Below are 15,053 nucleotides of genomic sequence, written 5' to 3'. Positions count from 1 at the left end.
CTCCGGGAGCGCTCATGGTGGGCGGGCATACCCCAAGGCCGCGCGCAGGTGGGCTGCTGGTCACACGCACGCAGGAAATTCTTCAAGGCGCTCCCCGTTGCGCCCGAGGCCCAGCAAGCCATGGACTTCATCCGCGAGCTGTAACCGGGTGGAGAACGAGGCCCTGGCCGCGGCCTTGTCCGCACGAGCGCACAATGTCTGGCGCCAGGAGAGGAGCGGGCCTGTGCTGGAGCAATCCGTCAAATTCCGGATGGGTACGATACATCCTTCTGTTGATCAAAGAGGTAAGGCGCGGAAGGACCGCGCCCCTTGTGACTCCGGAGGGGGAATCACGTGGACGTCCGCAGCTCTCGCCTCGTCCCGCGTGGTGGCTGATCCCTCCGCCTGGAGGTGCCATGAGTCTCAATTGTTTCAGCCGCCTGGCCGTGACCCTGCTCGGGGTGATCACCCCGACCGCCGCCGCCTCGCTCGTCGTTCTGACGACCTATCATCAGCCGTGCCATGCGCCGCTTCGGCAGTGGCCGCTCCCTCAAGTGGAGGCAGAGCCGAAGCAGCAAGAGGCAAGCCCGCCGCCAGAGACAGCGGCGAGGGTGGAGCCGCCGAAGGAGCGCACGTCGCGATTGGGCTGGGCTGCTGCGCCGCACTTCGCGCTGATGTCTTCGCTTGTCCCCTGTGTGGAGGCCTCAGGCGGGTGCTGGCGTACGTGACGGCACCCGGTGGGGTGCGCGCCATCCTGGCGCACCTGGGACTGCCCACGCAGGCTCCGACGCTGGCTGAAGGCGAGGACTTCAGTCTGTCCCGCATGGCCAGGCGTATGGGGACAGCCTCAACGTGCCCCAGAGATGGCCCATGACGAACTCTGACTTGTTGGTGTCCTCCGAGGCATGGTGCAGCGCCTTCACTCCTGGCGTCTTCTTTCCTGCCTTGGCTGACACCAACCCGTCCACGACATACACCGGCTTGCCCTCGAGTTGCAGCAGCGGGGCGCGGCACTCGAGCAATTGCACCCACCGCGCGCAGAGCGCTTGGACGCAGAAGGCGGAGGAAAGAAAAGAGTGTAGTGGATTGTATTATCCACAGGAGGACAGCCGAACCCATCGAAAGAAATGACATTGTCAGCGCTAACGGATCCGAGCCATGAATCCTTGATGCGCACGTCTGGAGCTGTTTGTGGTGCTCTCGAAGTTCACGTGAAGCAACAACCGAAGGAGGAATGAATCATGAACGCCAATCCGAAGAACGGGCAGTTTCATCAGTGCAATGAGCAGATTGTGACGCTGAACGAAAGGGTGGCCTACGAGCCGCCCGTGTTGACCGCCATGGGAAAGGTCGAACACCTCACGGCACTCCTCTTCCGCGGCGTGCCTGATCTGTTAGCGCACGGCAACATCATCTAGCAGCGCGCAGACAGTGTAGGCACTGTAGCGAGCCGTCGTAGACGATCGAACCATTCAGTGAAGATCAAGGGGCCCCGGGTCGACGCTGGTGTGTTGAGACCGCGAACACAGCTCGCTGGATGAATGGCTCGGATCCGGCAGTTTCAAGGTGCGGTTATGGTACATGGCAGTAAAATCAGCGGAGACTACACAGGCTGTTCCGGGCAAGTCGTTTTTTCGGATGCCCCGAATGGTATCCGGCTTCGGGGCGTCTCGGAGCCTGCACGGGTGACGGCTCGCAAGGGGTGCTACGCCCAGCAGTGGCTGAATCCGCGCGGGTCGGGCGCTGCGCTGCCCTCCCCAGCCGAAAATGAGCATGTGTTACTGTCTGGTGCCCTCGCCGAACCGGCGACCGCCGAGTTGGCGGCCCGGATTCGCGACCTGCTGGTGAATGGACGTTACGAGGAGCTAGGGCAGATAGCCGGCGAGCTGGTCGGGTGCCTGGTGACCCCGAAGAAAATCTATCTGTTCAAGAGCATCATGGGCAACAGCAGCACGATCTTCTTCCAGCGTTCTGGAGACGCGGTTCGATGGTCCACCAATCCGGCGGACTTGATCGAGGATCCGGACGCGGAGATCGACCGCGCGGCGATCTGGCGCTGCTGTCGGGGCGAAGGGCCCATCATCTACCACTCCATGGAGCGAGTCCGGCCGGGCCAGGTGGTGGTCCTCGAGCAGCACCGCACGACCGCCGTCGAGTACGATCGGATCACCCCGATGGCGCTGCCGCGCCGCACCACGCTCCCTGAGTACGCTGAGATTGCCTATGACTTGCTGCTCGATGCCGCGCGTCCCTATGCGGGCAGCGGGCGAATCGGTGTGCTGCTCAGTGGCGGCATCGACTCCTCGTCCGTGATCACCGCGCTGGTGGATGCCGGGGCGGATGTGATTGCCTACCATCTGAGCACCGATGATCAGCTCGCCGACGAGTCGAGCTACGCGCGCGCCGTGTGCGAGCATCTCAACGTCCCGCTCGTGTCGATCCTGACCGACAATGGTGAGGGCTATCTTTCCAGGAGTTGGGAGTTCCCGCACCCCTACAGTCACACGGGGTACCGCCACCTTGAGCAAGCCGCCGAACGAGTCGCAGCTGACGGCGTGAGATTCCTGCTCACGGGACGGGAGGGCGATATTCTCTTTGGCCCGCTGCGCTACGGCGTGAGGGACATTCTGTTGGGCGACGTGCGCTGGCGCGAGAAGCAAGAGATGCTGTGTGGAGTGCTGTCCTCGCGCTGGCAATTGCCGAGCATTCTCAAGAGCTGTCTATCCAACGCTTCCCTGCTCGAAGGCAGCATGCCGATCGGCGAAAACGCACGCCGGAGCGACTTTCTCGTCCCCATGCTCGGCATGAGCGAGGAGAAGGTCGACTTCAACTTCATGGTCCAGGAAGCCACCATGGATCTGACCCTGTTCCGGCCGCGCGGCGTGCTCCTGTGTTCGCCGATGGGCAGCAAGGAATTGCGTCGGCTGTCGATGCGCTTGCCCAACGCTTACAGATGTATTCCATTTCAAGGAAGGGTGATCGACAAGCCGGTGCTGCGGATGATGTTGGCCCGTCGGCTGCCGGAGCTCATCTGGCGCCGCGGAGGGCGATCGTGGCTGAACTCGCCGCCGCAGCGGTACGCCTTGCGTTATTCGCAGCCGTTACGCGAGCTGATCGGCAGTCCGGGGTCCCACCTCGTCCGAACGGGCATGGTGAACCCGGCGCTGCTGGCCGAGACGCTTGGTCAGCCCGTGTCGGTCCGGCGCAACGCCGAAGCCCTCATCTGCTCGGCCATGGTCGAGTTGTTCCTCCGGAGCATGGAACAGAGACTCGGCACAGCGTGGAAAGGATCCCAAGATGCCCCTGCTTTCGCTAGCTAACCATGCCATTTTCGACGCCACCGATGGAGCGGGGCTCATCCTCGACACGCGCGCTGGCGTTTACTTCAACCTCAACGTCACGGCCACGCTCATGCTCCAGGCCGCGCTGGCATGCGAGACTATCGAGCAAGTCGTAGCGCACCTTGTCGAACGCATCGACGGCAGCGCCGACACGCTGCGCACCGGCCTCGAGGGACTGGTCACGGAGCTCCGCGCCCGCGAGCTCTTGCTGCCCAGCGCGACGAGGTCAGTATGAGGAATGGAGCCCCCGACTGGGCCTTCCTCCTCGCGAGCTCCGATGGCCCAGAGCCGTCTCCGGTTCCCGTGGGGCTGCGGGTTCGAGCCGCCGCGCACACCGCCCGCGCCCTGCGGATGCTTCGAAAGCAAGGCTGGGGACCTGCTTCTCGCTACCTACAGCGGTTGCGCCCTGTCCCGGGGAGTGACCGCTACGCCGCGCTTCCGCCACTCGCTGCGATCCGCCTCGCCCGCCAAGAGATCCTGTGGAGCCAGCTCGTCCTGCGGCTCCTGGAGCCCAATGGGCTCTGTCTGCCTCGCTCGTTCTCGCTCGCTGTCTACCTCTCCGCTCTGGGCTTGCCCTGCGAGGTCACGGTGACGCGCGAGCTTTGCTCGAGCAACCCAGAGTACAGCTTCCACTCCTGGGCTGAACTCCACGGCGAGGTGCTCAATGACACTCCCGCGGTCAAGCAGGGATTCAAGGTGCTCCAGCGGGTTTCCGCTGACGCCATCGCCGCTCGCAAGGGCGGCGGAAACCCGGAGCGGTGCTGAGGAGAGCAGCCTGGCCTCCGTCAGCTCCTCGTCGATACTCGCGTACTCGTCGCGCTGGCCGAACCGAACGAGCGAAAATCTCGGGAGGGGCGGCGGCGGGCATTGCGGGGTGCTGGGTCACGACGCGCGTGTTACTGGACCGTCCGACACTGCTCGCTCTCCGAGGAACGGGAGCGCTACACGCTGGGACGGATGGGGGACACCATGTGCCCAGGCAGCGAGCCTTCGCGCGCCAGCCGTCGGCGGTAGCGCAGGTGGCGCAGGCGGGTGAGGTGCACCAGCGGCGACCACACCTTGTGCGTGAGGCGGTGGCGGATGAGGAAGCGCCACAGGAAGTTGCTGCGCTTGTAGAGTAGCGCCATCGCCAGGTACGGCAGCACGGCGCTGGCCTGGCGGGGCCTGCGCGCCCAGATGGAGGAGAGTGAGAAGAGCCGCCGGTAGATCCACGCATAGCCGGCCTCCAGCTCCTCGGGGCTCATGTGCTTGGGGCGGAAGACACAGTGCGCCGTGTCGTAGAGCGCCCAGTCCTGGTGCAGCAGCCGCCCCTCGGCCTCCATGCGGCGGAACAGCGGCGTGTTCGGATAGGGCGTGAGGATGTGGAAGGTGGCGCACTCCAGGCGAGTGTCTTCGATCCAGCGCGCCAGGTTCTCGAAGACATCCGGCCGATCGTGGTCGAAGCCCAGCACGAAGCTGCCATTCACCTGGATGCCATTGCGGTGGAACACCTCCACCCGGCGCGCGTAGTCCTCGGCGCGCGGGCTCTTCTTTCCCGCCGCGCGGATGTTGTCGTCGGTCAGGCTCTCGAAGCCGATGAAGACACCCGTGCACCCGGCGAGCGCCATCTCCCGCACCAGGGAGGGATCGTCTGTCACATCCAGGGTGACGGCGGCGCTCCAGATCTTCTCCAGCGGGGCCAGGGCCTGACACAGCTCGCGGAGGTAGCGGCGGCTCGAGCCGAGGTTGTTGTCGACGAAGACGCCATAGGGCGCGCCCGTGGCGCGGAAGTCCTCGGCCACCAGGGCCGGGGTGCGCATCTGGTACTTGATGCGTGTGTCGCCCGTGGCCAGGTAGCAGAAGTCACACCGGTTGTGGCAACCCTGCGTGGCGATGAGCGAGGCGGGGGTGAGAAAGCCGTAGTCCGGCAGGATGCTCCGGTCCGGCGGAGGGTCGGCGGCGTAGTCGCGGTACTCGGCGCTGTAGCGGGGCTTGAGCTCCCCGCGCTCGATGTCCCGCAGCATCCTCGGCCAGACGGGCACGCCGTTGCCCACGCAGACGGAGTCCGCGTGCGCCTGGACCTCGTCCGGGCAGGACAGGGCGTGCAGGCCACCCATCACCACGATGCAGCCGTGCGCCTTGAACCAGGCGGCCAGCGCATAGGCGCGCTGGGCGAAGGTGAGGTGCACGCTGATGCCCACCACCTGCGGCACCTCCTCCATGGGCGGGGCGCCTTGCAGCAGGTTCTCGTCCCAGTAGCGCACGCGCCACTCGGGGGGCGTAGCTCCGGCGAGGCTGGTGAGCGCGAGCGTAGGCGTGAGCACGTGCTTACCGAAGCTCGCGTTCACGTCCTTGGGATAGAAGGGATTCACCAACAGCACCGTGCGCGGTATCGGGGTGCCCTTGCGCGCTGGGGGCAGCACCGGGGCCACCTGCATCGGGTTCGACTGTCTGACAGGCCTCGCATCCATCCGCGTCCTCCCTGGGAGATGACGGGGAGCAGGCTACGGGCCGGCAGTCAGAGATTCGGGGGACCCCGGGTGAGCGGTCGTAAGACGAGGCTGAGCGGTCACTCTCAATGGCGTGGAAGGGCTCAGCCGCGCCGCCGAGCGGCGAATTGGGTGCGGCCTGCCGATATGTCGGGGGACTTTGCCCGTTAATTACCCCGAGAGCCGTCAATCCAGGGGCTCTTCACGAATGACGTGCTACCCCCCCATCCGGGATCGATCTGCCTCATTCCTGATCGACACCGGCTCCGTCTCAGGAGCTTACGCCATGTTTCGTATTGGCCTCGCAATCGCCGTGCTCGTCGCGTGCGCGCCCGCGCTCGCATCCCCCCTTGCTCGCATCGAAGCTGAACAGCTCGCGTCCGTCGGCACACCGTTAGCGGTGAAGCGCGAGCACGTCACCGACGATATCTATCACTATCAATACGACATTCGCGTTGGTTCCACGCCGAACGCACGCTTGCGCATCCACCGCGTCGTCCGCGAGCTCTCGCCGTGGCGACCGCGTCCAACCCGGCAGGCCGTGATGCTGCTGCACGGAGACTTCGCCAACTTCGTCACGAACTTCGTGCCGTCGCTCGGCAATCCCGCGTCGTCGGCCCCGGGGCTCGCCCCGTATCTGGCGTCTCGTGGCATCGACGCATGGGGCGTGGATCGGCGCTGGACGCTGCCCGGCGACGACGGTGATATCTCCGATCTGGGCGACATGAGCGTCAATCAGGCGATTGGAGACACCTCTGTCGCGCTCGCCTTCGCGCGGGTGATGCGGACCCTCTCCGACCGCGATCCGGGTCGGATCGTCCTCGGCGGATTCTCGCATGGCGCCCAGCTCACCTACGCGTACGCCGCCGCCGATGGCCGCCACATCTCGGCGATCGCCGCGCTCGACATCTACTACGACATCGCGCCCGAGGATGCCGACCTGCGGGAGCTGGCGTGCGCCAATGCCGCAGCGGGACGCGACGCCCTGGCCCAGGGGGTGACCGACTCCAGCAACAGCCTTTTCATCACGGCGGGCCAGTTGGCTCGGAGCGCGCCCGATGAGACCTCGCCCCTGTTCCCGTCCTATACGAATCACGGGGTCCTGCTCACGCTGTCGGGTATGACCTGGTTGCTCGCGCCGTACACGCCGCTGTACCACCTGAGTGCGCCGATCTTCGACGCCGATGGCAATGTCGAGGGGTTGCGCGAGTCGTCTGAGGACATCGTGAGCGCGTGGTTCGCCAGCGCGCCTCCGCACCAGTCGATGCGCGAGACTGCGGACTTCGATGACATCTGGTGTGGCACGACACCGCGGCCCGAGCTCGCGAAGATCCGCGTCCCGTTGTTCTATCTCGGTGCCGCTGGCGGGTTCGGCGATCACGGCCTGTACTCGACGACGCGGGTGTCGTCGACCGACGTCACGACGCTCGTCGTCCGTCGGTTCGGGCCAGAGCGAGTCGCCGAGGACTTCGGCCACGGCGACCTTCTGTATGCGGCCGACGCGCCGACGCTCGCTTGGAAGCCGCTCGCGGCGTGGTTGCTGCGTCACTGACTTCCTCATTCCGTCTGCGTCGGGCTCGTAGGGACGTCCGGGCTCCGGCTAGTAGACGAAATCTAGGTTGGGAGCGCCTCGTAGGCGGAGCGCCAGAAGTCCACGGAGGCTGCTGGCGTCGCGGAGTCCCACAGCCGCTGAGTCATCAGGATGCCAATCAGACCGGTCTCGGGATCCCAATAGCAGGACGTTCCGTACCCGCCGTCCCAGCCAAAGCCGCGAGGCTCCCCGGGCTCATGCTGGTGGACGATGGAGAGCGCATAGCCCCAGCCACGCTTGTCCCAGAAGCCGGGGAAGAAGGGCGACACGGCCTTCTGCTGAGGCGTGATGTGGTCGGTGGTCATGAGCTCGACTGAGCGCTCGGAGAGGAGACGTCTGCCGCCGTGCTCCCCCTTGTTCAGCATCATCCGGGCGAAGGCGAGGTAGTCGTCGGCCGTCGAGACCAGGCCACCCGCCGCGGACGGGAAGCCCGGCGGGTGGCTGAACCGGCTGTCCTGACCGGCGGCGTCGAAGACCTCGAACTGCCCTGTCACGGGATTGCGCTGGTAGCACGTGGACAGCCGGTCGAGCTTGTCGGCCGGAACGCTGAAGCCAGTGTCCTTCATGCCCAGCGGCTCGAAGAGGCGCTCCCGGAAGAAGTCCTCGAGCGCCTGGCCAGAAGCTCGCGAGAGCAGCACGCCCAGGACGGTGATGCCGGTGTCGTACATCCAGGCCTCGCCCGGCTGATGCATCAGCGGCAGGGAGCCCAGTGCGCGGATCCACGCGTCCGGGCTTGGGGCCTTCGGCAACTCGGGGCCGACCGCGACGCCCTGGTCGATCATGGCCTGGATGATGGGATAGTCGCCCGGTGCGAAGATGGCTCCCATGCCCATGCGCAGCGTCAGCAGATCGCTGACGAGGATTGGGCGGTGGGCGGGGATGGTGTCATCCACCGGGCCGTCGAGGCGCTTGAGCACCTTGCGGTTGGCGAGCTCGGGCAACAGCCGGTCCACCGGCTCGTCGAGGCGGAGCTTTCCGTCCTCCACCAGCATCATCGTCGCGGCCCCCGCGACCGGCTTGGTCAGCGAGGCGATCCGGAAGAGGGTATCGCGCTGCATCGGGGCCGCGCCGCCGAAGGTCAGCAGGCCATACGCGTCCGCGTGCACCTCATCGCCCCGGCTGAGCAGCGTGACGAGGCCCGGCAGTTCGCCGCGTTCGACATGAGCGGCCATGATCGAGCGCATGCGGTCGAGCCCTTCCTGGGAAAACCCATCCTCGGCCACCGCGTCCCTCTTTCCCGACCGGGTGCAACCCCACACAACCGACGCCCCGAGCGCCGCGGCGCCCATGAGTACGCTCCGGCGGCCGACCCTCGCGTGCGCCGCATCATTCTCATGATGTTGCATCGTCCGCTCCTCTTCCATGTCAGCGGTTACGAACTACAAGGGGTTGCAGGCCAGGAGCGCTACGTGCGCTTACCTGCCGAATAGATGGCGAACACACCGCCCTGCGGATCCATGCACTGGGCGATGCGGTCTCCGCCGGGGACGTCCATCGGGCCGTTGAGCACCTTTCCGCCCTTTTCCGGGATGCGCCTGGCGGTCTCGTCGGCGTTCTTCACGTTGATGTAGTGCAGCCAGTGAGCAGGGGCCTTCATGATGTTGGCGGCATTCGACATCCCGCCCATCGACTGCTTGGGGTCGGTGCCGAACATGAAGTACTCGCCGAACTGGGGGCCCATGTTCATGGACGAGGTGGCCTTCCAGCCAAAGAGCGCGGAGTAGAATTTCCAGGCGCTCTGCCAATCGGTGGTGTTGAGTTCGGCCCAGCTGAAGTTGCCGGGCAGCTCGCGAGGAGCGAGCTCGCCTTCGCGGGGCATCGGCTTGAAGACGGCGAACACGGCCCCCTGCGGATCCGCGAGGACGGCGAAGCGGCCGACGGTGGGGATGTTGGAGGGAGGAGACATCACCTTGCCGCCCAGCTTCTGCGCCTCCTGCGCGGTGGCATCGACGTTGTCGGCGTGGATGTAGCCCATCCAGTGCTGCGGAACGCCAGCACGCTTCATCTCGTCAGGCAGCGCCATGATGCCCCCGACGCCTTTGTCGCCGGCTTTCAGGAGCTCGTAGTCGCCACCCGGAAACTTCTCGGTCTTCCAGCCGATGATGTCCGAATAGAAAGCCTTTGCACCGGCGAGGTCGGAGCACATCAGGTCGTACCAAATGAATCGGCTCATCGCGTTCCTCCAAAGAGGTGGAAAGCGTCTCTCTCTTACACGAGAGGTCGCTGCAAGCTGAACGATTCGAATGCGTTCGGCTCAGCACGGTGTCTGAGCTCAGACGAGCGCTGCGCTTCTTGCGTCACTTCGATTACACCTCCCCCTGCCTTGGAGGGCCATTGCGCTCTTGCACCCTGTGTCGGCTATGTACAGGCCATAGATGAAGCGAGAGTCTGCTCTCGAACGGCTCTCTCATCCAAACGTGCTGATTCGGGCTCTGACCACCAGGCGTATCGTCCCCGCTCCCTCTTGCCGCGGAACGGGGTACGAAACCCATGCTTGGATTCGAGACCATCGGAAATGCCACCCTCATTGCCATTGACGGCAAGCCCATATTGGCTACGGATCCGTGGATCAGCGACGCGGCCTACTTCGGGAGCTGGGGGCTGAGCTACTCCATTCCACCGGAGCAGCTCAACCACATCCAGGAGTGTGAATACGTCTGGTTCTCGCACGGTCATCCGGACCACCTGAACGGCGACTCCCTGCCCGCGCTCTCCGGCAAGAAGATCCTCATCGGCGATCATGTGGGCGGCCGGATCCACAAGGAGCTGACGGCCCAGGGCTTCAACGTGACCATCCTCGCGGAGCGGACCTGGACGCGCATCTCCGACAACATCGAAGTGATGTGCCTGACGGACTACTTCCAGGACTCCATCTTGCTGGTGAAGCTTGGCAAGCGGCTCGTCATCAACCTCAATGATGCGGTCGATCGCGGCTGGGGTGCGGAGGTGGCGCGGGTGGCCTCCCAGTACGAGGGGAACTTCCTCCTGAAGCTGAGCGGCTACGGCGACGCGGACATGATCAACCTGTTCGACGAGGACGGGGAACGCATCGAGCCCTGGGCCGCGAAGAAGTACCCGGTGGGCCGGACGCTGATCGCCCCCATGCGCCGGTACAATGCGCGGTTCTTCATTCCCTTCAGCTCATTCCACTGCTACCGCCGCCAGGACAGTCTCTGGGGGGAGGCCTACACCACCCCCATCAACGCCTACGCCGAGGGCTTCGAGCTGCCTGGCTCCGAGGTGTTGCCGGCCTTCGTTCGGGTGGATTGTGAGACGGGCGAGGTGACCGAGCTCCGACCGCCCCCCGCCGACAGGAGCCCCCGCGATCCCAAGGCGTTCGGCGACGACTGGAGCGAGCCGCTCGACAAGGAAGATCGTAAGAAGCTCGTCGCCTACTTCAAGAACAAAGAGGTCCTGGCGAGCAAGCTCGACTTCGTGCGCTTGAGAGTGGGTGGGAGCGAGCTCACCATCGATCTGAACAACAAGCGCTCGAAGTACGGTGTCACCTTCGAGGTTCCGCGGGGCTCGTTGATGACCGCGGTCGAGTACGAGATCTTCGACGACCTGTTGATCGGCAACTTCATGAAGACCACGCTGCACGGGCTCGACAGCCTGTACCCGTGGTTCACGCCGATCGTCGCCAAGTACGCCGACAACGGGCGCGCGTATTCGAAGGCCGAGGTCCTGGAGTACTTCACCGAGTACCTCCGGCGGCAGCCCAAGAGCTTCCTGCTGCACCAGCTCGAGAACCAGGCGACCGGCTTGTTCCGGGCGATGGTCCCCAAGGATGCGAAGTTCTATGGGGCGGCGAAGCGGTTCTACTACGTCCTCAAGGGCAGCCCGCCGCCGCTCGATGTGTAGCGGCTCCTTGCCAGGCGCAGTGAGGCGAGTCACGGAGCGTTGAGGGAAACCGTGCGCCAGCTCGCGATGGCCTGTGTCAGTGTTTTGAGCAGGCCACCACGACCCACACCTGGGAGGCGCACCGTGTCATCACACTCGGACCTCGAAGTCTCGTCACTCCATTGCTACCGCCGCCTCATTGGAGCCGTGGGGCTCCTCCTGCTGGGCGCCTGCGGTGGCTCCGATGCCAATCCCCAGGCGTCCGGCTCTGAGGATCTCGGAGTCTCCCGTGCGGCGCTGGCCACGACCGTCACGGTCGATACCGCGTCGAACGCGGGCCCCGTCAACCCGTTCTCCTGGGCCGTTGGCGCCCCGGACAAGTACGTGGGGCACTGGCCCGGAAACGCCGTCCTCAAGCAGCGAATCAGCGACGCGAAGGTGAAGCTCGTCCGCGTTGGCGTCACGCAGTGGGGCCTGTACAACGGGCAGGACGTCTACCCGGCCCACAACACGTGGAACTGGGCAACCCTCGACGCGCTGCTGAACACCATCTGGGACGCAGGGGCTGAGCCGCTCATCGTCGTGTGCGGCTTCCCCGGAGGCGTCAACAAGACGCTCAACGCGGACAAGGTCATCCTCTCCGCCGACTGGGCCGAGTACGGCACCTTCATGGCGGGCCTCGTGCAGCGCTACAACGTCGACCAGGCGCTGGGGGCCTCGAAGCGCGTCCGGTACTTCGAGATGTGGAACGAGGCCACCAACGAGTGGGACGGGAAGTTCGCGTCGAAGGAGGACTACAACACCTTCTTCACCACCGTCGCCTCGGCCATGCGCGCCAAGGATGCGACGCTCAAGCTCATCGGTCCGGCGGACTCGCACTCGGGAGATTTGGACAAGGGGCCCGCCGAGAGCTGGCTGTCCAACGCAGCGAAGAACCTGGAAGCGAACCTGGACATCCTGAGCTGGCACAACTACGGCCCCCATGCCAGCGACACGGCGACGGATGCCCAGCGCATGGCCTGGACGCCGCCGAACTACCGGGACGACGTTATCAAGGTGAAGAACGGCGGCCTTAACGGCGTCCTCACCGGCCCCTCGGGCAAGAAGTTCGGTGCGGCCATCACCGAGTACAACATCGCCCAGGGGGACTTCGCTGCCTTCAATGCGAAGTACCACAGCGAGGTCAACGCGACGTGGACGGCCAGCGCCATCATCAACGCGATGAAGGCAAACATCGACATCTTCAGCTTCTACAACCTCGCCGAGGCCGGACAGAACCACCTGGGCCTGCTGAACACCACGGACTTCGCGCCGCACAAGCCGTACTTCACGCTGTTCCTCTTCGGCAACTACACGGGCGACCAGAAGCTGACCACCACCGGCGGAACGGCGAACCTCGAGGCCTTCGCCAGCCGGGCCACGGCGACGGGAAGGACGTTCGTCACCGTGGTGAACAAGGACACGGCGGGGAATGCGTATGACGTCACCGTCTCGCTCGCCGGAAGCTCCAGTGCCACGGGCACCGTGAATGTGCGCACGGTCAACGCGGCGACGACGGCGAACCCCACGGCGTACACGACGGTTCCGTATGCGGGCTCCGCCTTCACCTACACCGTGCCGCCGTACCATGTCGTGTCGTTCGAGGTCATCCCCGCCACGGGAGGGAGCGTGCTGTTCCAGTCCGGCTTCGAGAGCGCCGACATCCAGCCGACGTGGCTGGACACGATGGAGGCCAGCCAGAACGTCACCGCCAATACGTGGGCGACGCAGGTGGAGTGCTCGCCCCGTCAGGAGTCACCGCACACGGGCCTTGCCGTGCTCATGTACTCGGGCAAGGACACCAGCGCGACGGTGTCCTACGCCAATGCCCGCGTCTTCGACGTGAACATCCCCATCACCGCCGCCACGAAGCTGAGCTACTGGATTCACCCCCAGCAGGACAACGCCCGGTATGTCGCGGTGGACTTCGTCTGCACCGACGGCTCGACGCTCCGGGACAGCGGCGCCACGGACCTCAATGGCTTCAGCATGCACGCCCATGCGGGCCACGGCGGGGCGATTCCGCTCAACACCTGGACGCAGATCCGCAGCAACGTGGGCCAGTGGCTGAGCGGGAAGACCCTCGACCGCATCCTCGTGAGCTACGACCGGCCCGCCAGCACGGGGGACTACCGGGGGTACATCGACGACATCGTCATCACCAACGGCGCCCTGCCATAGGTCCCTGGGCGAGCCACCCGCACTGATGCTCGCCGTGAAACGCGGGAGACGGACCGTAACTCCTGGACACGCGGCCGCATGTCGCGCTTGCGAGTGGCGGGGAATTGGAGCACGAGGGGCTGGCCGTGATCGTCCGTCCCCGCCCTGGCTTCCTCCGTCTGCTGTTCGTCGTGCGCGGTACCATCCTGCCTCGCGTGCTGCCGCACGTGCTGGTCATCGCGGGGCTCTCCTGCCTCGTCGTCTGGACGCTCCAGCGGGGGCTCCTGCGGCTGCCCGTCACCTCGCCCGCGCCCCTGTCCCTGCTCGGCATCGCCCTGTCCATCTTCCTCGGGTTCCGGAACAACGCCTGCTACGACCGCTGGTGGGAGGCCCGGAAGCAGTGGGGCGCGCTGCTCATCGAGCTGCGTGCGTTCACCCACACGGCCATCGCGCTGCTGGATGACGGGCGCGCGGAGCTGCCCGTCGTGGGACGCGAGACGGCGCGGCGGCTCGTTTACCGCAACATCGCCTTCGCGCACGCGCTCGCCGCGCACCTGCGGGGGCATGACGCCCGGGCGGACATCTCCCGCTTCGTGTCCGAGCCGGAGTGCTCCCGCGTGCTCACCAGCGGGAACCGGCCCAACGCGCTGCTGCGCGAGCAGGAGCGGGAGCTGGCCACGCTGCGGCGGGAGGGCCGGCTCTCCGACATCACCTGGGGCGCGCTGAGCGGGCGGGTGCACGGGTTGATGAGCGTTTTCGCGGCCTGCGAGCGCATCCGCACCACCCCGGTGCCATTCGCATACACCGTGCTGCTCCACCGCACCGCGTACATCTTCTGCCTGCTGCTGCCCTTTGGCCTCGCCGAGGCACTGGGCTGGTTCACACCGGTGCTCGCGGCCATGATTGCCTATACGTTCTTCGGCCTGGACCGGCTGAGCGACGAGCTGGAGGAGCCCTTCGGGGATGCCCCCAATGACTTGCCCCTGCTCGCGCTCGCTCGCACGGGGGAAATCAACCTGCTGGAGGCCCTGGGCGAGCCCCAGCCCGAGCCGCTGCGCCCCCGGGACTTCATCCTCGAGTAGGAGTCCGGCTCAGGGCCCCGCGTCGGGCCAGTCCGCCACGCACACCCCCTGCCGGCAGCGGGGTGGACCGTGTCAGGGAGTTGGCGCGCTCGTCGAGTGCGTATGCCCCACTTCCCAGCAGCGCCTGCGCCACCAGGGCGAGGAGGAGGAACGCGACGTACTCCCAGCCACCACCCGAGTTGGTGAACATCCACCCGTTGGCGAGGTGAGGCTTGAGCGCGCCGAGCATCACCGGCACCAGCCCGAGCGCCACCCACCGCGTGCGGAAGCCCGCCACCAACGCGAGCCCGCCGAGCAGCTCCGCGAGGAACACGGGCCACGCCGTCCACCCGGGGAAGCCGTGGGCCTCGAAGAATTGCGCGGTACCCGCGAACGTGAAGATGAAGGCCTTGGCCCCCGCGTGCGCGAGGAACACCGCGCCCAGCGCCACGCGCAGCACGGTGGGCCCCACGTCGCGGGCGGCGGGAGAGGACTGGACGGACTCGATGCGGCTCATGACGGCGACTCCTTGAACGGGAGGGGATGCGTTCCCCTCACACGCTCTATGGAATGC

Annotated in this window: 15 protein-coding genes; 10 read left to right on the top strand and 5 right to left on the bottom strand. The window is 65.8% G+C overall.

Annotated features, from left to right (window positions below):
* The first annotated feature begins 48 nt into the window (after positions 1 to 48).
* A complete protein-coding gene (locus tag F0U60_RS29835; protein ID WP_395804703.1) occupies positions 49 to 144 on the top strand; it encodes a transposase in 96 nt (31 codons plus the stop codon).
* A gap of 251 nt (positions 145 to 395) precedes the next feature.
* Positions 396 to 707 (top strand): hypothetical protein, encoded by a 312-nt coding sequence (locus F0U60_RS29830; protein ID WP_395804701.1) that lies wholly within the window; start codon positions 396 to 398, stop codon positions 705 to 707.
* 81 nt (positions 708 to 788) lie between these two features.
* Here the strand turns inward: F0U60_RS29830 and F0U60_RS29825 are convergent, their stop codons facing one another.
* A complete protein-coding gene (locus F0U60_RS29825; protein WP_395804699.1) occupies positions 789 to 1,007 on the bottom strand; it encodes a hypothetical protein in 219 nt (72 codons plus the stop codon).
* A 213-nt stretch (positions 1,008 to 1,220) separates the two neighbouring features.
* Between F0U60_RS29825 and F0U60_RS29820 the strand changes: the two genes are divergently transcribed.
* From F0U60_RS29820 to F0U60_RS29805, 4 genes are all read left to right on the top strand, one after another.
* Entirely contained in the window at positions 1,221 to 1,397 is a 177-nt protein-coding gene (locus tag F0U60_RS29820; RefSeq protein ID WP_395804697.1) for a hypothetical protein, read from the top strand.
* A gap of 267 nt (positions 1,398 to 1,664) precedes the next feature.
* Positions 1,665 to 3,299, top strand: a complete 1,635-nt coding sequence (locus tag F0U60_RS29815) for an asparagine synthase-related protein (RefSeq protein WP_395804695.1) — start codon at positions 1,665 to 1,667, stop codon at positions 3,297 to 3,299.
* Positions 3,277 to 3,555 carry a PqqD family protein gene (locus F0U60_RS29810; protein WP_395804693.1) on the top strand — a complete coding sequence of 93 codons (279 nt, stop codon included), beginning with the start codon at positions 3,277 to 3,279 and terminating at the stop codon, positions 3,553 to 3,555. The genes F0U60_RS29815 and F0U60_RS29810 overlap by 23 nt, the downstream gene beginning before the upstream one ends.
* On the top strand, positions 3,552 to 4,085 hold the full coding sequence (locus F0U60_RS29805) for a lasso peptide biosynthesis protein (protein WP_395804691.1): 534 nt from the start codon (positions 3,552 to 3,554) through the stop codon (positions 4,083 to 4,085). The genes F0U60_RS29810 and F0U60_RS29805 overlap by 4 nt, the downstream gene beginning before the upstream one ends.
* A gap of 176 nt (positions 4,086 to 4,261) precedes the next feature.
* Here the strand turns inward: F0U60_RS29805 and F0U60_RS29800 are convergent, their stop codons facing one another.
* Complete coding sequence (locus F0U60_RS29800; protein ID WP_395804689.1) at positions 4,262 to 5,770, bottom strand: B12-binding domain-containing radical SAM protein; 1,509 nt, start codon at positions 5,768 to 5,770, stop codon at positions 4,262 to 4,264.
* 304 nt (positions 5,771 to 6,074) lie between these two features.
* On the opposite strand from F0U60_RS29800, the gene F0U60_RS29795 reads away from it, so the two are divergent.
* The gene (locus F0U60_RS29795; protein ID WP_395804687.1) at positions 6,075 to 7,340 is read left to right on the top strand and encodes a hypothetical protein; all 1,266 of its coding nucleotides are present in this window, start codon (positions 6,075 to 6,077) and stop codon (positions 7,338 to 7,340) included.
* A 62-nt stretch (positions 7,341 to 7,402) separates the two neighbouring features.
* Here F0U60_RS29795 and F0U60_RS29790 read toward each other — a convergent pair whose 3' ends face one another.
* Together F0U60_RS29790 and F0U60_RS29785 are read right to left on the bottom strand one after the other, a co-directional pair.
* Positions 7,403 to 8,725: a serine hydrolase domain-containing protein gene (locus F0U60_RS29790; RefSeq protein ID WP_395804685.1), complete on the bottom strand. Its 1,323-nt coding sequence runs from the start codon at positions 8,723 to 8,725 to the stop codon at positions 7,403 to 7,405.
* Positions 8,726 to 8,784: 59 nt separating this feature from the next.
* Complete coding sequence (locus F0U60_RS29785; RefSeq protein WP_395804683.1) at positions 8,785 to 9,552, bottom strand: VOC family protein; 768 nt, start codon at positions 9,550 to 9,552, stop codon at positions 8,785 to 8,787.
* A 317-nt stretch (positions 9,553 to 9,869) separates the two neighbouring features.
* On the opposite strand from F0U60_RS29785, the gene F0U60_RS29780 reads away from it, so the two are divergent.
* The 3 genes from F0U60_RS29780 (at position 9,870) to F0U60_RS29770 (ending at position 14,500) form a co-directional block, all read left to right on the top strand.
* Positions 9,870 to 11,240: an MBL fold metallo-hydrolase gene (locus tag F0U60_RS29780; protein ID WP_395804681.1), complete on the top strand. Its 1,371-nt coding sequence runs from the start codon at positions 9,870 to 9,872 to the stop codon at positions 11,238 to 11,240.
* A 123-nt stretch (positions 11,241 to 11,363) separates the two neighbouring features.
* Complete coding sequence (locus F0U60_RS29775; protein WP_395804679.1) at positions 11,364 to 13,439, top strand: hypothetical protein; 2,076 nt, start codon at positions 11,364 to 11,366, stop codon at positions 13,437 to 13,439.
* Positions 13,440 to 13,564: 125 nt separating this feature from the next.
* Entirely contained in the window at positions 13,565 to 14,500 is a 936-nt protein-coding gene (locus F0U60_RS29770; RefSeq protein ID WP_395804677.1) for a bestrophin family protein, read from the top strand.
* Here the strand turns inward: F0U60_RS29770 and F0U60_RS29765 are convergent.
* A complete protein-coding gene (locus F0U60_RS29765; RefSeq protein WP_395804675.1) occupies positions 14,487 to 14,996 on the bottom strand; it encodes a DoxX family protein in 510 nt (169 codons plus the stop codon). The two genes, F0U60_RS29770 and F0U60_RS29765, sit on opposite strands and share 14 nt — an antisense overlap.
* Between the last annotated feature and the right edge of the window lie 57 nt (positions 14,997 to 15,053).

It is taken from the genome of Archangium minus, from assembly GCF_044360475.1.
GTDB classification, from domain to species: Bacteria; Myxococcota; Myxococcia; order Myxococcales; family Myxococcaceae; genus Archangium; species Archangium minus.
This window is presented reverse-complemented; position numbering and strand designations above follow the sequence as displayed.